The 19,524-nt window shown below is 63.5% G+C and carries 23 protein-coding genes; 17 read left to right on the plus strand and 6 right to left on the minus strand.

Annotation, left to right across the window (positions count from 1 at the left end):
* The first annotated feature begins 1 nt into the window (after window position 1).
* The 9 genes from DT068_RS02865 (at window position 2) to DT068_RS02905 (ending at window position 7,389) form a co-directional block, all read left to right on the plus strand.
* Window positions 2-1,045 carry an NAD(P)-dependent alcohol dehydrogenase gene (locus DT068_RS02865; protein ID WP_119388241.1) on the plus strand — a complete coding sequence of 348 codons (1,044 nt, stop codon included), beginning with the start codon at window positions 2-4 and terminating at the stop codon, window positions 1,043-1,045.
* Between the two features lie 5 nt (window positions 1,046-1,050).
* A complete protein-coding gene (locus DT068_RS02870; RefSeq protein WP_119388242.1) occupies window positions 1,051-1,737 on the plus strand; it encodes an HAD-IA family hydrolase in 687 nt (228 codons plus the stop codon).
* Between the two features lie 343 nt (window positions 1,738-2,080).
* Entirely contained in the window at window positions 2,081-2,773 is a 693-nt protein-coding gene (locus tag DT068_RS02875; RefSeq protein ID WP_119388243.1) for an alpha/beta fold hydrolase, read from the plus strand.
* Between the two features lie 32 nt (window positions 2,774-2,805).
* Entirely contained in the window at window positions 2,806-3,279 is a 474-nt protein-coding gene (locus DT068_RS02880; protein ID WP_119388244.1) for a Fur family transcriptional regulator, read from the plus strand.
* 4 nt (window positions 3,280-3,283) lie between these two features.
* The gene (locus tag DT068_RS02885; RefSeq protein ID WP_119388245.1) at window positions 3,284-4,066 is read left to right on the plus strand and encodes an ATP-binding cassette domain-containing protein; all 783 of its coding nucleotides are present in this window, start codon (window positions 3,284-3,286) and stop codon (window positions 4,064-4,066) included.
* Between the two features lie 126 nt (window positions 4,067-4,192).
* The gene (locus DT068_RS02890; RefSeq protein WP_368904380.1) at window positions 4,193-4,996 is read left to right on the plus strand and encodes an iron chelate uptake ABC transporter family permease subunit; all 804 of its coding nucleotides are present in this window, start codon (window positions 4,193-4,195) and stop codon (window positions 4,994-4,996) included.
* 5 nt (window positions 4,997-5,001) lie between these two features.
* Window positions 5,002-6,249, plus strand: a complete 1,248-nt coding sequence (gene ispG / locus DT068_RS02895; protein ID WP_119388247.1) for a flavodoxin-dependent (E)-4-hydroxy-3-methylbut-2-enyl-diphosphate synthase — start codon at window positions 5,002-5,004, stop codon at window positions 6,247-6,249.
* A 64-nt stretch (window positions 6,250-6,313) separates the two neighbouring features.
* The gene (locus DT068_RS02900) at window positions 6,314-6,529 is read left to right on the plus strand and encodes a hypothetical protein (RefSeq protein ID WP_119388248.1); all 216 of its coding nucleotides are present in this window, start codon (window positions 6,314-6,316) and stop codon (window positions 6,527-6,529) included.
* Window positions 6,530-6,543: 14 nt separating this feature from the next.
* Window positions 6,544-7,389, plus strand: coding sequence for an aldo/keto reductase (locus DT068_RS02905; RefSeq protein ID WP_119388316.1), 846 nt, complete (start codon window positions 6,544-6,546; stop codon window positions 7,387-7,389).
* A gap of 229 nt (window positions 7,390-7,618) precedes the next feature.
* Here DT068_RS02905 and DT068_RS02910 read toward each other — a convergent pair whose 3' ends face one another.
* On the minus strand, window positions 7,619-8,524 hold the full coding sequence (locus DT068_RS02910; RefSeq protein ID WP_438816401.1) for a polyprenyl synthetase family protein: 906 nt from the start codon (window positions 8,522-8,524) through the stop codon (window positions 7,619-7,621).
* Window positions 8,525-8,700: 176 nt separating this feature from the next.
* On the opposite strand from DT068_RS02910, the gene mtgA reads away from it, so the two are divergent.
* The 5 genes from mtgA (at window position 8,701) to DT068_RS02935 (ending at window position 13,353) form a co-directional block, all read left to right on the plus strand.
* Complete coding sequence (gene mtgA, locus DT068_RS02915) at window positions 8,701-9,459, plus strand: monofunctional biosynthetic peptidoglycan transglycosylase (protein ID WP_368904381.1); 759 nt, start codon at window positions 8,701-8,703, stop codon at window positions 9,457-9,459.
* A 62-nt stretch (window positions 9,460-9,521) separates the two neighbouring features.
* Entirely contained in the window at window positions 9,522-9,707 is a 186-nt protein-coding gene (gene rpmF, locus DT068_RS02920; RefSeq protein ID WP_119388249.1) for a 50S ribosomal protein L32, read from the plus strand.
* Between the two features lie 225 nt (window positions 9,708-9,932).
* Entirely contained in the window at window positions 9,933-11,306 is a 1,374-nt protein-coding gene (locus DT068_RS02925; RefSeq protein WP_119388250.1) for a lipopolysaccharide biosynthesis protein, read from the plus strand.
* Complete coding sequence (locus DT068_RS02930; RefSeq protein WP_119388251.1) at window positions 11,303-12,427, plus strand: GNAT family N-acetyltransferase; 1,125 nt, start codon at window positions 11,303-11,305, stop codon at window positions 12,425-12,427. Before DT068_RS02925 ends, DT068_RS02930 begins: the two co-directional genes overlap by 4 nt.
* Entirely contained in the window at window positions 12,424-13,353 is a 930-nt protein-coding gene (locus DT068_RS02935; protein ID WP_119388252.1) for a cupin-like domain-containing protein, read from the plus strand. Before DT068_RS02930 ends, DT068_RS02935 begins: the two co-directional genes overlap by 4 nt.
* A 5-nt stretch (window positions 13,354-13,358) precedes the next feature.
* On the opposite strand, the gene DT068_RS02940 is transcribed toward DT068_RS02935, so the two are convergent.
* Both DT068_RS02940 and DT068_RS02945 read right to left on the minus strand, forming a co-directional pair.
* Entirely contained in the window at window positions 13,359-14,195 is an 837-nt protein-coding gene (locus DT068_RS02940) for a c-type cytochrome (protein WP_162913975.1), read from the minus strand.
* A gap of 87 nt (window positions 14,196-14,282) precedes the next feature.
* Window positions 14,283-14,735, minus strand: coding sequence for a c-type cytochrome (locus DT068_RS02945; protein ID WP_162913976.1), 453 nt, complete (start codon window positions 14,733-14,735; stop codon window positions 14,283-14,285).
* A gap of 269 nt (window positions 14,736-15,004) precedes the next feature.
* On the opposite strand from DT068_RS02945, the gene DT068_RS27905 reads away from it, so the two are divergent.
* Window positions 15,005-15,154, plus strand: coding sequence for a hypothetical protein (locus tag DT068_RS27905; protein ID WP_162913977.1), 150 nt, complete (start codon window positions 15,005-15,007; stop codon window positions 15,152-15,154).
* 198 nt (window positions 15,155-15,352) lie between these two features.
* Here DT068_RS27905 and DT068_RS02950 read toward each other — a convergent pair whose 3' ends face one another.
* Together DT068_RS02950 and upp are read right to left on the minus strand one after the other, a co-directional pair.
* Window positions 15,353-15,751 carry a response regulator gene (locus DT068_RS02950; RefSeq protein ID WP_162913978.1) on the minus strand — a complete coding sequence of 133 codons (399 nt, stop codon included), beginning with the start codon at window positions 15,749-15,751 and terminating at the stop codon, window positions 15,353-15,355.
* A 193-nt stretch (window positions 15,752-15,944) separates the two neighbouring features.
* The gene (gene upp / locus DT068_RS02955) at window positions 15,945-16,592 is read right to left on the minus strand and encodes a uracil phosphoribosyltransferase (protein WP_119388256.1); all 648 of its coding nucleotides are present in this window, start codon (window positions 16,590-16,592) and stop codon (window positions 15,945-15,947) included.
* Window positions 16,593-16,648: 56 nt separating this feature from the next.
* Between upp and DT068_RS02960 the strand changes: the two genes are divergently transcribed.
* Window positions 16,649-17,449, plus strand: coding sequence for a DeoR/GlpR family DNA-binding transcription regulator (locus tag DT068_RS02960; RefSeq protein ID WP_119388257.1), 801 nt, complete (start codon window positions 16,649-16,651; stop codon window positions 17,447-17,449).
* Window positions 17,450-17,465: 16 nt separating this feature from the next.
* Here the strand turns inward: DT068_RS02960 and DT068_RS02965 are convergent, their stop codons facing one another.
* Complete coding sequence (locus DT068_RS02965) at window positions 17,466-18,176, minus strand: GntR family transcriptional regulator (protein WP_119388258.1); 711 nt, start codon at window positions 18,174-18,176, stop codon at window positions 17,466-17,468.
* Window positions 18,177-18,409: 233 nt separating this feature from the next.
* On the opposite strand from DT068_RS02965, the gene DT068_RS02970 reads away from it, so the two are divergent.
* Complete coding sequence (locus DT068_RS02970; RefSeq protein WP_119388259.1) at window positions 18,410-19,498, plus strand: ABC transporter ATP-binding protein; 1,089 nt, start codon at window positions 18,410-18,412, stop codon at window positions 19,496-19,498.
* Window positions 19,499-19,524 lie beyond the last annotated feature (26 nt).

Below are 19,524 nucleotides of genomic sequence, written 5' to 3' on the forward strand. Positions count from 1 at the left end.
GATGGACGCCCTCGTACTGGAAAAGAAGCTGGAACTCTCGCTGCGCGATTATCCGATCGAGAAGGAAGAGCCCTTGGGCCCCCGCGATGTTCGCATCAAGCTCCATACGGTGGGCATCTGCGGCTCGGATGTCCACTACTACACGCATGGCAAGATCGGGCCGTTTGTCGTGAACGCGCCGATGATTCTGGGGCATGAGGCATCGGGCACGGTGATCGAAACGGGCAAGGAGGTCAAAACCCTCAAGGCCGGCGATCGTGTGTGCATGGAGCCCGGCATTCCGGATCCGCACAGCCGGGCGACCAGGATGGGCATGTATAATATCGATCCGGCAGTCCGCTTCTGGGCGACGCCGCCGGTGCATGGCATCCTGCGCCCGACATGTGTTCATCCCGAAGCTTTCACCTTCAAGCTCCCTGACAATGTGTCCTTTGCCGAGGGCGCGATGGTGGAGCCGCTCGCCGTCGGCGTGCATGCCGCGACGAAAGCAAGGATCAAGCCGGGCGACGTGGCGCTGGTGATGGGGGCCGGCCCGATCGGCCTGGTGACGGCCCTGTCCGCTCTGGCGGCCGGCTGCGCCAGGGTGTTCGTGACGGATCTCGATGACGCCAAGCTCGAAATTGCGGCCGGACTCGGAGCAGTCACTCCGATCAATGTCACGAAGGAAGATGCGGTCCGCCGCATCTCCCGCGAGACGGATGGCTGGGGCGTCGAGGTGGTGTTCGAAGCGACCGGCAGCCCCAAGGCGGCCGCGACGATATTCCAGTCGCTCTGTCCGGGCGGCTGCGTGGTGATCATCGGCGGGCAGTCGGAGCCCATCGCCTATGATGCCGGTGCTGCGATGGTGCGTGAGGCGCGCATCGAGAACATCTTCCGCTATGCGCATGTGTTCCCGCGCTGCGTCGGCATGATCGCCTCGGGCGCCATCAATGTGAAGCCGCTGATCACGAGAGGGTTCGAGTTCAAGGACAGTGTCAGGGCATTCGAGATTGCGGCATCGGCGCCCGCCGGTGACGTGAAGATGCAGATCGAGCTGCCGCAATAGATCGCATGACGGGGATTTCACTGACGAAGCCGGACGAGACGACGGTACTCGGCCGCTACGACGCGTTCCTGTTCGACATGGACGGAACGATCCTCACCTCCATTGCGGCAGCCGAGCGCGCCTGGAGCGCTTGGGCGGCGCGCATCGGCGCACCCGCTGCCGACGTGCTCTCCTACATGCATGGCCGTCTGGCGCTCGATACTGTCGGCCGGTTTGCCCCGGCGACGGCGGATCTCGACAATGAAGTGCGGTGGCTTGACCAGCGTGAGCTGGAGGATCTCGACGGCATAGAAGAAGTGCCGGGCGCTGGTGCGTTCCTGCGCGCGCTGCCGGCCGAGCGATGGGCGGTCGTGACATCCGCCAATCGCGCTCTCGCCTTGAAACGGATCGCGGCCGCCGGGCTGCCTGTCCCGCCGCTGCTGCTCACGTCGGACGATGTCTCGCGCGGCAAGCCCGACCCGGAAGGATATATTAGGGCCGCGCAGAGCCTGCGGGTCGAGCCGACAAGCTGCCTTGTCTTCGAGGATACGCGCGCGGGCCTGAAGGCGGGCCTCGCCGCCGGCGCTCAAGTCGTTCAGATCGCCGGCACGCAAGCCGCGGACGATCTGCCGGTGCGGCTGACGGTCGATGGCTATGAAGGGTTCTCGGTGAGCCGCGAAGGCAATGCTGCCAGGCTCGCAATCGTCCGCTGACGATCGGATGGCTGGCGCCCTTTTGCAGTTCGATCACTATGACCGGGTACCTTTGCCTGAAGACGATCCGCCGCCCTTTCGGCCTGCGATCGGGATGCGTGCCTGATTATGGTCCCGTGGCATGCCCAGGCCCTATTGCCGTTGCGGGCCAAAGCGTGTGAGCCTCGCGACAATTGACGATGAGGAGAGATAGATCAGCGATGTCCGAAATGCCGAAAATTCCCTGCTCCGAGTGCTGTTCGCCAGCTAACCCCTTGATAAGTCTCGGCACAGCGATTTTTCCGCGAAAATTCCCTGTAATTCCCTGTAATTCCCTGTATCCGGCGCGAGATTAGGGCAGGGCATGCGAACGCTCGTCATGATACCGGCGCTGTGCTGCGATGAAGGCCTCTATGCGGGCATCGCCGCGCCACTCTCAGATCTCGTCAGCCCACGGATCATCATTCCCTGTGAGACGACGCTCGCCCGCTGCGCCGAGAAAGTGCTGAGCGAGGTCGAGGGCGACTTCATCATCATGGGCACGTCCTTCGGCGGCCATGTGGCGCGCGAGGTGGCGTTGGCGGCGCCCGAGCGGGTGAAGGGCCTGTGGATCATCGGGGCAGGGCCTGGCGGCATCGCCAGCCCGCAAGCCGGGGCCGAGCGCAGCGCCAAACTGCGCGACGGCCGCGCCGAGGAGGTCTATCAGCAGTTCCACAGGATTATCACCCATCTGCCGGGCGAGCGTGGGCCGGAAGCGGCCGACATCTTCCTCGCCATGGCGCGGCGCGGCGATCCTGAGAAGATCGCGCGCCAGTCGGATGCGCTTGCCGTCCGGCCGGACCGCTGGAACGACCTCGCCCGGATCGCCTGCCCGACGCTGCTTTTATGGGGCGTGCATGACCAGTTCTCGCCGGCAGCCGATGCCTTGCGCATGGCAGGGCTCATCCCCCATGCCCGCTATGTCGAGATTGCCGATTGCGGGCATCTGCCGACGCTCGAAACGCCGGAGGAGGTGGTCGAAGCCGCTCGCCATTGGTTAGCTGACATCAAGGTTTGAAATTCGGAGGAACTGTTATAATATAACAAATCATGTCCTTTCCCGATCCCCGTCACAATCACGACCATTGCACCGCCGATCTGGTGAAGCGGGCCGAGCGCATCTGCGAGCGGCGCGGCTCGCGGCTCACCGCCCAGCGCCGGGACGTGCTCGATTGCGTGGCGCAGAGCCACCAGGCCGCCGGCGCCTATGAGATCATCGAGCGCATGGCCGCCAATGGGCCGCGGCCGGCGCCGATCACCGTCTACCGGGCGCTCGATTTCCTGCTCGCCCATGGGCTCGTCCACAAGATCGAAAGCCGCAACGCCTTCATCGCCTGCTCGCATGCGCATGAGGGCGAGCCCGCCGCACTCCTCATCTGCGAAGGCTGCGGCATCGTCGCCGAGCTCGACGTGCCGGATACCTTTGCCAGCCTCGCCCGGCAGGCGACCGCGCAGGGCTTCAGGCCCGAGCGCACCGTCGTCGAGATCGCCGGCCATTGCAGCCATTGCGCCCGGAGCGCCTGACCCCATGGATGCGCTGGTGCATGGCGAGCCGTTGATCGAAGGACATGGCATTTCCCTCAAATTCGGCAATCGCACCATCCTCGATCATGTCGACATCGATGTGATGCCAGGCGAGATCGTGACCCTCATCGGGCCGAATGGCGCCGGCAAGTCATCGCTGGTGCGCGTCCTGCTCGGCCTCGAGAAGCCGACGGCTGGGCGCATTGCGCGCAAGCGGGACTTGCGCATTGGCTATGTGCCGCAGCGCTTTCCGCTGACGCCCAATGTGCCGCTCGACGTCAAGCGCCTGCTCGCCCTCACCTTGCGGCCGGCGCCGGCCGACATCGATGCGGCGCTGGCCGAGACCGGCATCGCGCATCTGAAGGATGCCGGGGTCGCCTCGCTGTCGGGCGGCGAGTTGCAGCGGGCCTTGCTGGCGCGGGCACTTCTGCGCAAGCCCGAGCTCCTGGTGCTCGACGAGCCGGTGCAGGCGGTCGATTTCATCGGCGAGACCCGGCTCTATGAGCTCATCTCGGAAATACGCCGCACGCATGGCTGCGGTATCCTGATGGTGTCGCATGATCTCCACATGGTCATGGCGGAAAGCGATCGCGTCATCTGCCTCAACGGCCATGTGTGCTGCGAAGGCGGGCCCGAGACGGTGCGGCACGATCCGGAATTCGTGAAGCTGTTCGGCGCGCAGGCGGCGCGCGTGATCGCCGCCTATTCGCATCATCACGATCATGACCACGAGAGTCATGACCATTCCCATGATCACGATCACAAGCATCATGACCACAAGCATTGATAATTTCCCTCCCCCTTGCGGGGAGGGATCAAGGGTGGGGGTCGGGTGGTATCTCCAGTTTTCGTCGCGCAGATCGGCGGCGGATATAACCCCCACCCCTAACCCCTCCCCGCAAGGGGGAGGGGAATGACTATGACCATCCTCGCCGAACCCTTCTTCGTCCGCGCCCTCATTGCCGGGCTGGGCGTCGCCGCCATAGCCGGTCCCATCGGCTGCTTCATCGTCTGGCGGCGCATGGCCTATTTCGGCGAGACGCTCGCCCATGCCTCGCTGCTGGGCGTCGGCCTCGGCCTCCTGTTCGGCATCGATCTGACGCTTGGCGTCATCGCCACGACCGTGGCGCTCGCCATCGCGCTCCTGGCGCTGCGCTCGCAGCGCGAGCTCGCCACCGACACGCTGCTCGGCATCCTCTCGCATGGAGCGCTCGCCGCCGGCATCGTGGTGGCAAGCCTTCTCACCTGGGTGCGCTTCGATTTGATGAGCCTGCTGTTCGGCGACATCCTCACCGTTTCCATCACCGATATATTATGGGTGTGGCTGGGCGGCGTCGCGATGATGGCCGGCGTCGCCTTTCTGTGGCGCGACCTCCTCGCCTTGACGGTGCATGAGGAGCTTGCCGCCGCCGAGGGCGTCAAGGCGCAGCGCGTCGAGATCGGCTTTGTGCTCCTCATAGCCTTCCTGATCGCGGTCGCCATGAAGATCGTCGGCATCCTGCTCATCACAGCACTCCTCATCATCCCGGCTGCGGCGGCGCGGCGCATGGCGCGCTCGCCCGAAGGCATGGCGGTGATCGCGAGCCTCATCGGCATGGCCGCGGTGGTGGCAGGGCTCGTTCTTTCGGCGCAGCTCGACTCGCCCTCCGGTCCCTCGATCGTGCTCATGGCTGCGACGCTGTTTGTCTTGACCCTGGCGCTGCCGAAGACCAATTAACCGCCATGCTCCTGCCGCGCAGAACCTCCATTGGCGTCAAGACCGGCTCCGTCCAGATCGGCGGCGGGGCGCCCATTGTCGTCCAGTCGATGACCAATACCGACACGGCCGATATCGAGGGCACGGCCCGGCAGATCGCCGCCCTCAATCGCGCCGGTTCCGAGATCGTGCGCATCACCGTCGATCGCGAGGAGGCGGCGGCCGCCGTTCCCCATATCCGCGACCGCGTCGCCGCCAAGGGCCTCGATGTGCCGATCGTCGGCGATTTCCACTATAACGGCCACACGCTGCTCAGCCAGTATCCGGCCTGCGCCGAAGCGCTGGCGAAATACCGCATCAATCCCGGCAATGTCGGCTTCAAGGAGAAGAAGGACCGCAATTTCGGCATGATGATCGAGACGGCATTGCGCTTCGACAAGCCGATCCGCATCGGCGTCAATTGGGGCTCGCTCGACCAGGCGCTCCTGACCTCGCTCATGGACCAGAATGCGAAGTCCTCCGCGCCCATCGAAGCGCGCGCGGTGATGCATGAGACGGTGGTGCGCTCCGGCGTGCTGTCGGCCGAGCGCGCGCGCGAGCTGGGGCTCGGGGCAGACAAGATCATCATCTCGGCCAAATGCTCGGAAGTGCAGGACCTCATTGCCGTCTATCGCCTGCTGGCCAAGCGCTGCGACTACGCGCTGCATCTGGGGCTCACCGAGGCGGGCATGGGGTCGAAAGGCATCGTCGCCTCGACGGCAGCGCTCTCAGTGCTGCTGCAGGAAGGCATCGGCGACACGATCCGTATCTCGCTGACGCCGGAACCCGGCGGCGACCGCACGCGTGAAGTGACGGTGGCGCAGGAGATCCTGCAGACCATGGGCTTGCGCTCCTTCGCGCCGATGGTCATTGCGTGCCCGGGCTGCGGGCGCACCACGTCCACCGTGTTCCAGGAGCTGGCGCAGGACATCCAGACCTATGTACGCGACCGCATGGTCGACTGGCGGCGCGACTATCCGGGCTTCGAGACGCTGTCGCTGGCGGTCATGGGCTGCATCGTCAACGGACCGGGCGAATCGAAACATGCCGATATCGGCATCTCGCTGCCGGGAACCGGCGAGTTGCCCTCGGCGCCGGTCTATGTCGATGGCAAGAAGGTCACCACCTTGCGCGGCGCCGATATCGGCAACCAGTTCAAGTCGATCGTCGAGACTTACGTTAAGGAGCGCTGGGGGCCTGTTCACAAATCGGTGGCGGGCAGCAAAAATAATTGAACTTTGTTCTTTGTTTGTTCTAGAATGGCGTTTCCCCCGAAACCTTCAAGATGCGGAGCGCCCCATGACCCGACCCTTCAGCTTTTCCGACCGCCAGCATTATGTCCAATGCCTCGCCATCGTGCGCAATCTTTCCATCGCCTGCGCCATGGGAGAGCAGCCCGACTCCGAGTTGCGCAAGCGTTGCGACATGCTGGTGACCTCAGTCGATGACGTGATGGGTGAGCTTGTCGGCGACAAGGCCTATCTCCACATAGAAGGCGGCCACAATCGCGCGTGATGGAGGGGACGAAGATGCAGGCAAGACGCTTCGGCGCGAGCGGACGCGATGTTTCCGTCATCGGCCAGGGCACCTGGTATATCGAGCATGCCGAACGCGCGGTCGCCGTCGCGGCGCTGCGCGGCGGGCTCGATCACGGCCTCACCCATATCGACACGGCGGAGATGTATGGATCGGGCCAGGCCGAGACGATCGTCGGCGAGGCCATTGCGGGCCGGCGCGATGAGGTGTTCCTCGTCTCCAAAGTGCTGCCCAGCAATGCTTCCAAGGTGGGGACGCGGCGCGCTCTGGAAGCTTCGCTTAAGCGGCTCAAGACTGACAGGCTCGACTGCTACCTGCTGCACTGGCGCGGCCAGTACAAGCTCAGCGAAACCATCGAGGCCTTCGAAGACCTGAAAGAGGAAGGCAAGATCCTGTCCTGGGGTGTCAGCAATTTCGACGAGGAGGATCTCGCCGAGGCGATGGCGATCGCCGGGCGCGGCAAGATCGCCTGCAATCAGGTGCTCTATCATCTGGGCGAGCGCGCCATCGAGCATGGCGTCATTCCCTGGTGCCGGCAGCATGACATCGCTGTCGTCGCCTACAGTCCTTTCGGCCATTCAGGATTTCCGGCGCGCAACAGCAAAGGCGGCTATGTGCTCGCCGATATCGCCAAGGCGCATGGCGCAAGCCTGCATCAGGTGGCGCTCGCCTTTCTCATCCGTCATCCATCGGTCTTCGCCATCCCGAAAGCAGCGCGCCTCATGCATGTCGAGGAGAATGCCAAGGCGATGAATGTCGAGCTGAGCAAAGACGACATTGCGCGTCTGGAAGAAGCGTTTCCGCTCGGGGTGAGGCCGCGCAGCCTGCCGATGATCTGATTCACACAGTTCCTCCTTCCTCCGCGAAGCGGGGGAAGGTGGCGCGTAGCGCCGGATGGGGGCGGTGCCGCGCGAGCTGTGTTTAAGGCTTCCACATCTGATGCCTCCGTGTCGAAAACACGCTCACGCAACATTCCGGGAGTTTTGTCGGTTGCGCCACCCCATCCGGCGCTGCGCGCCACCTTCCCCGCGCGTCGCGCGGAGAAGGAGCAGGAAGCCGCATGCGCGCCTACTTCTGCCGGCCGACCACATAATCGGCGGCAGCGCTGAAGACCGCGGCCTTCTCGCCGAACAGACGCATGGCGTCCTTGGCTTCGCGCACCAGCTTCTGCGCTTCGGCCCTGGCGCCGTCGAGACCCAGGAGATCGACGAAGGTCGCCTTGCCGGCGGCCTTGTCCTTGCCGGTCGCCTTGCCGAGCGTGGCGCTCGATGCTTCCACATCGAGGATGTCGTCGGCGATCTGGAAAGCGAGGCCTATCCGCTCGGCATAGACTGTCAGCGCGGCGCGCTCTGCTGTGCCGGCCTGGCCGAGTATCGCGCTGGCCTGGCAGGCGAAGCGGAAGAGGGCGCCGGTCTTCATCGCCTGCAAGGTGATGATGCGGCCGAGATCGGCGACATTCTCGCTCTCCGCCTGAAGGTCGAGCATCTGACCGCCGGCCATGCCGTCCTTGCCGGCAGCCCTCGCAAGCTCGGCGATGAGCTCGCCGCGCACCTGGGCGTCGCGATGCGTCTCGGCCGATCCCAGGATCTCGAAGGCGAAGGTCAGAAGCGCATCGCCTGCCAATATGGCAGTCGCCTCATCGAAGGCCCGGTGCACCGTCGGGCGGCCGCGGCGCAGGTCGTCGTCATCCATGGCCGGCAGGTCGTCGTGGATGAGCGAATAGCAATGGACGCATTCGAGCGCTGCCCCCGCCTGCAGCGCCGAGCGTTCCGCCACGCCGAAAAGACGGGCGCTCTCGGCGACGAAAAAGGGCCTGATCCGCTTGCCGGGCGCCAGCAGGGCATAGCGCATCGCCGCGACGAGACGGGGGGCCCTGGCGGCGCCTTCCGGCAGCAGCTGGTCGAGATAGGCTTCGATGCGCTGGGCGAAGCCGGTGAGTTGGCGCTCGAAGATGTGATGCGGGGTTGACTCCAAGGCCCGGATCCTGTGCTAGGTTCGGCAAAGCTCTACTGAGAGACGTGAGGAAACTCAACCTATGGGATCGGCCGATCGCGCCGCGCGTATTTCCGGATTTGCGCCATCCGGCCATGACTGATATCGGGGTCAGGCGGCGCGCACTTCTAAGGCGGGGAGCAAGTCGCGACCCTGCTTTGACGGATGACGAGACCCTGCCGGTGGCGCGCAAGACCTGGTTCAGATCCGGCTTCCTCAAACGCTACGATCCCTGGCCGCGCCGGCTCGCGACCGTCGCGGTGATCGTGGCGCTATGGCCGGTGCTCATGACCTTCGTCTACGCGTTTGTGCCGCCGCCCGCGTCCAATGTGATGATCGCCCGGCTCATCGGCGGCAATGGCCTCGCCTATGACTGGGTGAGCCTCAACAACATCTCGCCCTATCTGCCGGTCGCCGTCATCTCCTCGGAAGATGCCCGGTTCTGCTCGCATAACGGCGTCGACTGGATCGAATTCGGCGATGTGATCGATGAGGTGACCGATGGCGACGGGGAAGGGCCGATCCGCGGCGCCAGCACCATCCCCATGCAGACCGCCAAGAATCTGTTCCTCTGGGACGGCCGCAATCCGATCCGCAAGGTGCTGGAATTGCCGCTCGCCTACTGGATGGACCTCGTCTGGACCAAGCGCCGGATGATCGAGGTCTATCTCAATATCGTGGAATGGGCGCCAGGCGTCTATGGGGCGGAAGCCGCCGCCCGGCATCATTTCAGGAAGCCGGCCGCCAAGTTGACCAAGCGTGAGGCGGCCCTCCTGGCGGCCGTCCTGCCCAACCCGATCAAGCGGAACGCCGGAAAGCCGTCAAAAAGGGTCAGCCGGATCGCCGGGCGCATCATGGCCCGGATGAACATAATGGGCCCCTATGTGACTTGCCTTAGGCTCAAAGGGCCGCTATAAGCCCCCGATCTTTCGGCGCCCCGGCCCGGCCGGGCGGCGCCTTTTGTTTGATGGAGATTTCGATGGCCGTTCCACGCAAGAAAATGTCCCGCAGCCGCATCGGCATGCGCCGCTCGGGCCACAAGCTTCAGACCGTCACCTGGATCGAGGACAAGAAGTCCGGTGAGCTGCGCCGCCCGCATCATGTCGACCTCAAGACCGGCATGTATAAAGGCCGCCAGATCCTCGAGCCCAAGAGCGACTTCTAAGCCACCCCACGGAACTCTGGAACGGGTTCTGAGGGGAATTCGTTCAAAGCGGGGGCCGGCGCATCGTCGCCGGCCTTAGCCTTTTGGGACACTGCCGCTTCCGGCGAGGCCAGGGGTCAGGCATTAACCATCCCGCCAAAGGGAAGCTTAGGCATTCGCCCTTACCTTGCGCCCGGGTCTGAGCCATGGAAGCGTGCGCCCCGGCCCTTGCGGCGATTGGGCGCTATGAACCGACTATTGAAACTCATGCCGCAAGGATTGCGGCAGCCGGCCGAAACGCTGCTGACCGGCAGCGGCGAAGGCGCACGCTCAGGCCGCGGCGCCATCACCGCTTTCGCCATCCGCATCGCTTCGGCCTTTCTCGCTTTCCTGAGCCAGATCCTGCTGGCGCGCTGGATGGGCGCCTTCGAATTCGGCGTGTTCTCCTACAGCTGGGTATGGGTCCTGGTGCTGGGCTCGCTGGTCTCGGCGGGCTTTGCCACATCGGTGATCCGCTTCCTTCCCGAATATCGCGAGCAGGGCAAATGGGAATTGTTCCACGGCTTCCTCAAGACCGGTCGCGCGATCACGCTGGGATTGGGTATCGTCACCGCGCTCATTGCCCTCGCCATCATCACCGGCTGGAGCTCAGTGCTCGATCCCGTCTATGTGCTGCCGCTCAGCCTGGCGCTGATCAGCCTCCCGGCCTATGGCCTTACCGACTTCCAGGATGGTGTCGGGCGCGCCCAGGGCTGGATCGATCTCGCCCTCATCCCGCCTTATATAGTGCGGCCGATCTTCCTGTTCCTGTTCATCGGCATCTTCTACGCGGTGGCGCGTCCACCCGATGCCGCCACCGCGGCGCTGGCGCTCGCTGCCGCCTGCTGGCTGACCGCGCTCGTGCAATATCTGGCGCAACGCCGGCGCTTCGCCGCCAGTCTTGCCCATGCCACGCCCGCTTATGCGCCACGCCACTGGGTGCGCACCTCGCTGCCGCTCCTCATGATCGACGGCTTCACGCTCTTCATCCTCAATCTCGACATGTTGCTGCTCGAATACCTGCGCATCACGCCGGATCAGATCGGCATCTATTTCGCCGCGCTCAAGACGATCTCGCTGATCGCCTTCGTGCATTTCTCGATCAGCGCTGTGGCGATGCCCAGATTCGCTGCCCTGCATGCACGCGGCGAGACAAGCGAGGTTCGCCGGTTCCTGGGGAAGATGCAGAAATGGTGTTTCTGGCCGTCGGCGCTGGGCGCCGCTTTCCTGCTGCTGATCGGCAAGCCGCTTCTGTGGCTGTTCGGGCCCGATTTCGTCGCCGCCTATCCGGTGATGGTCATTCTGGCGCTCGGTCTCCTGGCGCGCGCTGCCGCCGGACCGGCGCAGAACTTGCTAGCCGTCTGCGGACATCAGGACAAAGCAGCGATGATCTTGTTGGCGACACTTCTCATCAATGGCGGCCTCGGGCTGGCGCTCATACCGCGCTTCGGCATCGAGGGTGCCGCCATCGCCATAGCTTGCGCCTTCGCCTTCGAGGCGATCGCCACCATCCTGCTGACACGGCGTTATTTCCCGGCCGGCCCCGCTTCCGGCGACACCACCTCGTGGCAGGCGCCATGAACATCGCCGTCACCAGCCGGCTCACCACCCGGACGCTCACCTCGCTTGCCGAAATGGCCGAGATTTCCGAAGCTTGGCAGGCTCTGGGGGAGCGATCCTTCGTGCCGGCCGGCTCCTGCCTGGCAAGCTGGCTCATGCCGGCGCTCCAGGCTTATGCGTCACGTCCTGCGGAACTCCTGACCGTCTGGCGCCAGGACCAGCTGTGCGGTGTCTTCGCCATGAAGGCCGGCGGGGCCTTGAAGCGATCATGGGCCTCGCCCTTGAGCTTCCTCGGCACGCCGCTGATCGACCAGGAGGAAGCCCCGGCGGTAATCGCCGCTTTCCTCGAAGCCCAGCGCGGACGGCCTGTCCTGCTCGGCGCCATACCCGCCTCTGGCCCATTTTGGGACATGTTGAGCCATGCCCTTGCCAGGGCGGGTGGCGCGATCGAGGTGCTGGAGCGCTGGGAGCGCGCCGGCCTTGCGCCGAAAGGCAGCTTCGAAGAGTGGTTCACCGGCAATTTCGAGCGCAAGAGGCGCAAGGAATATCGGCGTCTCCGGGCGAGGCTCGCCGAGGAGGGCGAGCTTCAGAGCATCAGCTGGGCGGCTGGCGATCCTCTCGATCCCTGGGTCGACGAGCTGATGGCACTGGAAGCCCAAGGCTGGAAGGGCCGGCGCGGCACGGCTCTTGCTGATGATGCCGCCATGGCAACCGCATTCCGCGCCGCACTGCATCTTCTCGCCGCCGAGGGCAGCCTCCGGTTCTGGAAGATCGTGTTCAACGGCAAGCCGATCGCCATAATGTCAGGATTGGTCAAAGGGGCGCAAGGCTGGCTCGGCAAGATCGCCTATGACGAGGCCTTCGCGCGCTACTCGCCCGGTGTGCAGCTGGTCCTCGATGCGACCGAGACGCTGATCGACAAGGAGCGCCTGGCACTGGTCGATTCCTGCGCCATCCCCAACCATCCGATGATCAACAATATCTGGCGCGACCGCGTGGCGCTCTGCGACGCGCTGATCCAGGCGCCCGGACTTTCGTCGACGGCCTTCCGCCTGGCGCATGCTGCCGAGCGCGGCCGGCGCGGCGCGCGCGAGACCGCCAAGACGCTCTATTACAGGATAATGAGGAGGCAGAAATCATGAGCATCGTCACCATCGACGCCGATGTGGCGCGCGAGAAATTCCTGAAGGCGCCCTTCGCGCTCAAGCATGGCCTGAGCGATCATCCGCTGTTCGCGCTCGAGCGCCTTGTCAAGCTCGCCCAGTCGATGCCGCGCGATCGCATCGAGTATAATTCGGGCAAGGTGCTGCCGGGCCAGAGACCGGAAGACATCCCCTCGATCGACATGCCGCCCGCCGAAGTGATCCGGCGCATCGAGGAGGCCAATGCCTGGATGGTGATCAAGGGCGTCGAACATGATCCCGACTATGCGGCGATCCTGAAGACCTTCGTCGATGCGGCGCAGGCGGCCGCCGGCAAGAAAGCCCAGGACTACAGCGATCTCCAGGGCTATATCTTCGTGTCATCGGCCAATTCGACGACGCCGTTCCATGTCGATGCCGAAGAGAATATCCTGATCCAGATCAGGGGCGACAAGTTCGTGCATATCTTCGAGAATGGCGACCGCACGCTGGTATCGGAGGAGGCGATGGAGATATCGCCCTCGAAGCACCGCAACCAGCATTATGATCCATCCTATGAGGGGCGCGCCCAGGTCTTCTCGATGAAGGAGGGTGATGCGGTACACCTGCCCTATCTGTGGCCGCATTGGGTGAAGACCGGCGGGCGCTATTCGGTATCGATGGCGATGACCTGGAAGACGCCGGAGGTGAACCGGCTCAACAAGATCAGGCTGATGAACGGCACGCTCAGGCATTTCGGCATGGCCCAGAAGCCGCCGGGCGTGTCGCCGGCGATGGACGGTCTCAAGGTCGCAGCCCATGATGCGATGCGTGCCGTCGTCGATCCCTTGCGCAAGTCGGAAGGAGCGCGCCGCGTCCTGCGCGGGCTGATCTATGGCAGGAAGGCGAACTACTATTACGGCAAGAAAGAGAAGAAAGCCGGGTAGCCCTGCTACTTCAGGCTGATCAGATATTCGGCGATCGCCTGGACATCGGCTTCCGGCAGTTTCGACAGGTTGGTCTGGACGGCGCCCATGCCGCCCGATGAGAGCTTGTCGTAGCCCAGCGTCTCGCCGAACTGCATGGCCGAGACCAGATCCTTGGCATCCTTGTAGCGCTGGCGCTCGACCAGGCCGCGCAATGACGGAACCTTGCCGTCACCTTCGGGATGCGGACCGCCGGCAAAAGCGCGGGCATCGTCGCGCACCATGAAGATGTTGCGCGGCGTGTGGCACTCGCCGCAATGGCCCGGACCGTTGACCAGATAGGAGCCGCGGTTCCAGCTCGCTGACTGCGCCGGATCAGGCTGCCATCTGGCGTCGGAGAAGCCGATATATTTCCACAGGCCGATGCCGCGGCGCAGGAAGAAGGGGAGCGGAATATCGGCCGGTTTATTTTCGGCCTTCACCGGTTGCAGCGTCATCAGATAATTGCGGATGTCGAGCACATCCTCAGGGCGCATGGCGGCATAGGATGTGTAGGGGAAGGCCGGAATGTCATGCGTGCCTGAGCGCGAGATGCCGCGTTGCAGGGCATTGACGAAATCGAGATCGCTCGCCTTGCCGAGGCCGGTCTCGGCATCAGGCGTGAGATTGGGCGGATAGAAGACGCCGATCGGCGTCTTGAGGGGGGCGCCACCCGATGGCAGGCTCGCATCGGCCGTGGCATTGGCAGGGTCCGGCTTGTGGCAGTTGATGCAACCGCCGATCGTGTAGAGCAGCTTGCCGTTCTCGATATTGGCCTGATGCTGCGGAAGGGCTTCGGGGCCCAAAGGCCGGGGCGCGCTCAAAAGCCAAAAGACTGCTCCGCCCAGCAGGACAAGTCCTGCGAGGCCGAGCAGTCGCGATCTCGTGACGATCCGGTTTTTCAGACGGTCTTATTCCTTGGGACGGCGGAATTTGGTGTGGCAACCCTTGCAGGCTTCGCCCAATCCGCCAAGCGCTGTCTTGAAGCCGGCCTCATCGGTGGTGGCGGCCATGGCATCGACGGCTTTCAAAGCGGCATCCTCGGCGGCCTTGAAGCCAGCCGGATCGCTCCAGATCTCAGCCTTGGCATAGGTCTCGGGCGGTCCCATCTCGCTGCCGGGGGTGAAATTGGCGAAAGCGTTCTTGAAGCCTTCGAGCATCGAATCGGCATTGGTCTTGACCACCGCCGCATCATAAGCGGCTTCGCCCTTGGCGATCCCGGCAAAGGCGCCCATGGCCTTGCCGACCTGCTTCATGCCGGCCTGGCGATCCTCGATCGGTCCGGCCAGGGCGGTGGCGGTTCCAAGTCCAAGAAGAACCGCTAGGGCAGGCACGATCCTCGACATGTTAGCTGGCTTCACCATGATTTCTCCCCATGTGGTGTTGGCTGGCACGAGGAGTATACGCACAGGACCCTGTGGCAATTTCATCACGATTGATTGTTTTTTCGGGCCGCCATGAAATGGCCCGGCTTCAGCCGCGCGAGCGCCCGTCTCGCCTCCCATCTTTGCAACATGAACGCCAGATGAACCGGCCATTCGGATGGGAGTCACGCTGTGCGTCGTAAGTATCGGTCTTAGGTAATTCTTAGATTCAGCGTGTTATGAGCAAAGAAAACGAAGGAGAAGGTGTCATGCGTAGCGTCGAGGTGTCAGACCGTACGGAGCCCTATCAAGGGCAGGCCATGCGGCCGGTGCGGGTGAGCCCGGAGCTCGCGGAGTTCCTCCACATGCTCAATTCCCTCGAGAATCATCTGGTCACCCGGACCAACAACGAGGATTGAGCGACAGCTGCCTGCCAACGACGATTGTTTGCGAATATCCTTAAGGACCGCTGAATGGAGCGCTGCATCTGCGGCGCTCTTTTGTTTTAGCGCGCATCCCGGCGAAGTGAAATCACTTCGCCGGAAAGGATTCGCGCCAAATTAACAAGCTGAGCAAATCCTTGTCGCCAAAGTCGAGCAACTTTGGCGGGATTTGCTCTAGCGCAGGATTTTCTGGATCGCGAGCTGCAATTCGCTACGCCCGGCGGGCTTGGGCAGCGCCATGTCGAAGCACTCATGCCAATGGCCGCCCTTGTGCCAGTCGGCGAGATAGGCCGAGAGCGCCATCAAGGGCGTGCGCGCGGCGCAGCCGCCCAAGGCGCGGATCTCGCGGGCGGCGATCATGCCGTCCATCACCGGCATCTCGATATCGAGCAGCACCAGGTCATAAGGCTGGCGGCGGGCGAAATGCAGCGCCTCCTCGCCATGCTCGACGGCATCGACATCGCAGCCCATGCGCCGCAGCAAGGCGGCGGTCACCTGGCGGACAGTGTCCGAATCCTCCGCGAAGAGGATGCGCGGACGCGATCCGTCGGTGCATTTGATCTGGGTCTGCATGAGCGGCGCCATATCCTGCTTGTTCTTCTTGGGCGCCGATTCTGCCTGCCAATTCCTGCTTAAATATTGGCGGCGCCAAAAAGCAGGCCACATGGCTAATGAAGCCCTAACTGACGCAGGGTCCGGACCAGCGAGGCCCAGCTCTTCTTGCGCATCAGCTTATCCGAAAAGTCTGCAACTTTTCGGGCTGATGCTATTTGGTCCCGAACATGCGGTCGCCCGCATCGCCGAGGCCCGGCACGATATAGCCGTGGCTGTTGAGCTTGCGGTCGACGGCGGCGGTGAAGATCTGCACATCGGGATGATCGGCATTCACATGCCTGATGCCTTCCGGCGCCGACAGCAGGCAGACGAGCTTGATGTCCTTCGCTCCCTTGTCCTTCAGGCGATGGATGGCGGCGGAGACCGAATTGCCGGTGGCGAGCATGGGGTCGACCACGATGACCCGGCGCTCGGCGATGTCCTCGGGCACTTTCATGTAATATTCGACCGGCTGCAAGGTCTCCGGATTGCGGTAGATGCCGATATGGCCGACGCGCGCCGAGGGCATGAGATCGAGCATGCCTTCGAGCAGGCCATTGCCGGCCCTGAGGATCGAGACGATGACGAGCTTCTTGCCCTTGAGGATCGGCGCCTCCATCTCGGCGAGCGGCGTCTCGATGGTCTGGGTGGTCATCGGCAGGTCGCGCGCCACCTCATAGGCGAGCAGCAGGCTGATCTCGCGCAGGAGCTGGCGGAACACGGCCGAGGGCGTGTGCTTGTCGCGCATCAGGGTCAGCTTGTGCAGCACCAGCGGATGGTTGACGATGACCAGGTTTGCCGGCAGATCGGCTTTGCTCATGGAGGCCTCCTTAACAGTCTTTTCATAGGGGCAGGCGCGCTCTAAACTCAAGCCCTATGACATCGCTCAATTTCCGCCAGCATGAGATCCTCGTCATCGCCCGCCAGAGCGGCAAGGTGACAGTCGACGGCCTGTCCGAGCGCTTCAATGTCACGCCGCAGACCATCCGCAAGGACCTCAACGACCTGTGCGAGCAGCGGCTTCTCACCCGCACCCATGGCGGGGCGCTGCTGTCGTCCGGCGTCGAGAATGTCGCCTATGAAGCACGCCGCCTGCTGGCCGAATACGAGAAGCAGCGCATCGGCGAAAGGGCGGCGGGGCTCATCCCCAACAACTGCTCGCTCTTCATCAATATCGGCACCACCACCGAGGAAGTGGCGCGCGCCCTCACCAAGCATGAAGGGCTCCTCGTCATCACCAATAACATCCATGTGGCCACGACGCTCACCCCTTGCGCCGGCGTCGATGTGATCGTCATCGGCGGCATGGTCCGGCGTTCCGACGGCGGCATTGTCGGTGAAGCGGCGGTCGACTTCATCAAGCAGTTCAAGGTCGATTATGCGGTTATCGGCGTGTCGGCCATCGACGACGACGGCGCGCTGCTCGATTTCGACTATCGCGAGGTGCGCGCGGCGCAGGCGATCATCGCCAATGCCCGGCGCACCATATTGGTGTCGGATGCGATGAAATTCACCCGCTCGGCGCCGGTGCGGATCGGGCATCTGAGCCAGATCGACACTTTCGTCACCGACCAGCCGCCGCCCGAGACGATCGTCGATATCTGCCGCCACAACAGCGTGACGCTGGAGGTGGCGCTGGCGACGGAAGAGCCGGCGAGCGGGCTGTCGGCGGCGTGACGGCCCCAGCCACAATCTAGATTCCAAGCGCGTCCTTGAGTGCCAGGCCGTCGGTGGTGCGCAAATCGAGATCGGCTTCGATATGGCCGATATGATGGATGATCAGCTCTTGCCCTGTCGGCACGTCGCGGCGCTCCAGCGCGTCGACGATGGCCATGTGTTCGGAATGACCGCAGCTCGAGACACCCGAGCGGCCATAAAGCGCAATCACCAATGACGAACGCGCCACGAGCTCTTCCATGAAGCGCTGCAGGATGGCGTTGCCGGCAGCGGCCGCGAGCAGCAGATGAAAATCGCCCGACGCCTTGATCTCCGAACGCCGGGCGCTTGGACCGCGCTGAGAGAGAAAGCCTGCTTCCTTTTCGAGCTGATTGCGGAAAGCCGATATGTCGGAAACAGTGACGCGCTCGCAGGCCGCTGCCACGAGGCCCGGCTCGATCAGGCGCCGTGAGGCAAAGACCTGCCGCGCCTCCTCGATGGTGGGGTTGGCAACGAAAGCGCCGCGATTGCGTTCGCTGCGAACCAGACCCTCGAAGGACAGCATCTGCAAAGCGGCACGCACGACCGTACGGCTGACATTGAAGATCGCGCCGACTTCGCCTTCCGACAGCTTTGTGCCAGGTCCCAGCCGACGGTCGACGATCGCATCGCGCAGCCGATCACGGATCAACTGCGCGCGGTCGTCAGCCTCGCTATCCGGCAGCGCAAAGGGAGTCTGGAGGTTCATTTCCGCAAATCCGTGGGCTTCGTATTCCTACTAGCGCAATCCGATTGTGAAAACAATTCGCCATAATATTGCATACGATTTCACCTGTTTTTGGGCGCAATTGCATAATATTTGTGCAGCGCACAGATAACGGTTTTATTCGCTTCGCGATTTTCTCGCTAATTCAGTCTCTTAGAGAGCCCAGCATCTGGCACGCATGGTGCAATGCATTCTGAACTTCCAAGGGAGACAGAATGTCCAAGGCTGCCGCAATCGATCTCGTCTCGGTCTCGAAGGTCTACGGCGCGACCACCGCGGTGCATGCGATGACCTTGAAGATACCGGCCGGCACTTATTGCTGCCTGCTCGGGCCCTCGGGCTGCGGTAAGACGTCGACGCTCAGAATGATTGCCGGGCACGAGCGCATTTCGTCGGGCGACATAAGGCTCGGCAATGCGGTGATAACCGACCTGCCGGCCGCCAGGCGCGGCACGGCGATGATGTTCCAGTCTTATGCGCTGTTTCCGCATCTCGATCTCATCGACAATGTCGCCTTCAGCCTCAAGATGAAGGGTGTCGCCAGGGACGAGCGGCGCGGCAAGGCACTCGATCTGCTCAAGCTCATGCAGATGGAAGCCTATGCATCACGCCGCCCGGCCCAACTCTCCGGCGGCCAGCAGCAGCGTGTCGCGCTGGCGCGTGCGCTCATCACCGATCCCGAAGCGCTGCTGCTCGACGAGCCGCTGTCGGCACTCGATCCCTTCCTCAAGATCAGGATGCGCGCCGAATTGAAGAAGCTGCAGGCATCGCTCGGCATCACCTTTGTCCATGTCACCCACAGCCAGGAGGAGGCCATGGCGCTGGCCGACCTGATCGTCGTGATGAATGACGGCCGTATCGAGCAGGCGGCGGCACCGCGCACGGTCTTCGAGCGTCCGGCAACGGCCTTCGTCGCCCGGTTCATGGGCGATCACAATGTCATTTCCGGTCGCGTGATCGATTGCCGCCACCGCGCCGTCACGCTCGAGGTGCCGGGCGGCGGCCAATTCCAGGCACCGGGTGCCGATCGCGTGCCGGGCGAACATATCGACATCGCGGTGCGAACCGACCGTGTCCGCATCGGCAAGGAGCCCGGCAAGGGTCTTGGCTTCACCGGCCTTGTTACCAATGTCGAATATCGGGGGGCGACCGTGAAGCTCACCGTCAATGGTGCCGGCATCGAGGAACTCACCGCGATCGCCGATGACACCACGTTCTTCGCCCGGCCAGTCACGGCCGGCGATGCCGTGCCGCTCTCATGGAACGAGGAGGACGCGATCATTCTTGGTCGCCTCGATTCATGAGCCACAAGGGAAACACAGGAGGAAAG

The sequence above is a fragment of the Taklimakanibacter lacteus genome (assembly GCA_003576695.1).
GTDB lineage: Bacteria > Pseudomonadota > Alphaproteobacteria > Rhizobiales > Aestuariivirgaceae > Taklimakanibacter > Taklimakanibacter lacteus.

Coding starts and splice junctions, on each gene's coding strand:
- DT068_RS02865 (WP_119388241.1), top strand. CDS start 2: ATGGACGCCCTCGTACTGGAAAAGAAGCTGGAACTCTCGCTGCGCGAT.
- DT068_RS02870 (WP_119388242.1), top strand. CDS start 1,051: ATGACGGGGATTTCACTGACGAAGCCGGACGAGACGACGGTACTCGGC.
- DT068_RS02875 (WP_119388243.1), top strand. CDS start 2,081: ATGCGAACGCTCGTCATGATACCGGCGCTGTGCTGCGATGAAGGCCTC.
- DT068_RS02880 (WP_119388244.1), top strand. CDS start 2,806: ATGTCCTTTCCCGATCCCCGTCACAATCACGACCATTGCACCGCCGAT.
- DT068_RS02885 (WP_119388245.1), top strand. CDS start 3,284: ATGGATGCGCTGGTGCATGGCGAGCCGTTGATCGAAGGACATGGCATT.
- DT068_RS02890 (WP_368904380.1), top strand. CDS start 4,193: ATGACTATGACCATCCTCGCCGAACCCTTCTTCGTCCGCGCCCTCATT.
- ispG (WP_119388247.1), top strand. CDS start 5,002: ATGCTCCTGCCGCGCAGAACCTCCATTGGCGTCAAGACCGGCTCCGTC.
- DT068_RS02900 (WP_119388248.1), top strand. CDS start 6,314: ATGACCCGACCCTTCAGCTTTTCCGACCGCCAGCATTATGTCCAATGC.
- DT068_RS02905 (WP_119388316.1), top strand. CDS start 6,544: ATGCAGGCAAGACGCTTCGGCGCGAGCGGACGCGATGTTTCCGTCATC.
- rpmF (WP_119388249.1), top strand. CDS start 9,522: ATGGCCGTTCCACGCAAGAAAATGTCCCGCAGCCGCATCGGCATGCGC.
- DT068_RS02925 (WP_119388250.1), top strand. CDS start 9,933: ATGAACCGACTATTGAAACTCATGCCGCAAGGATTGCGGCAGCCGGCC.
- DT068_RS02930 (WP_119388251.1), top strand. CDS start 11,303: ATGAACATCGCCGTCACCAGCCGGCTCACCACCCGGACGCTCACCTCG.
- DT068_RS02935 (WP_119388252.1), top strand. CDS start 12,424: ATGAGCATCGTCACCATCGACGCCGATGTGGCGCGCGAGAAATTCCTG.
- DT068_RS02945 (WP_162913976.1), bottom strand. CDS start 14,735: ATGGTGAAGCCAGCTAACATGTCGAGGATCGTGCCTGCCCTAGCGGTT.
- DT068_RS27905 (WP_162913977.1), top strand. CDS start 15,005: ATGCGTAGCGTCGAGGTGTCAGACCGTACGGAGCCCTATCAAGGGCAG.
- DT068_RS02950 (WP_162913978.1), bottom strand. CDS start 15,751: ATGCAGACCCAGATCAAATGCACCGACGGATCGCGTCCGCGCATCCTC.
- upp (WP_119388256.1), bottom strand. CDS start 16,592: ATGAGCAAAGCCGATCTGCCGGCAAACCTGGTCATCGTCAACCATCCG.
- DT068_RS02960 (WP_119388257.1), top strand. CDS start 16,649: ATGACATCGCTCAATTTCCGCCAGCATGAGATCCTCGTCATCGCCCGC.
- DT068_RS02965 (WP_119388258.1), bottom strand. CDS start 18,176: ATGAACCTCCAGACTCCCTTTGCGCTGCCGGATAGCGAGGCTGACGAC.
- DT068_RS02970 (WP_119388259.1), top strand. CDS start 18,410: ATGTCCAAGGCTGCCGCAATCGATCTCGTCTCGGTCTCGAAGGTCTAC.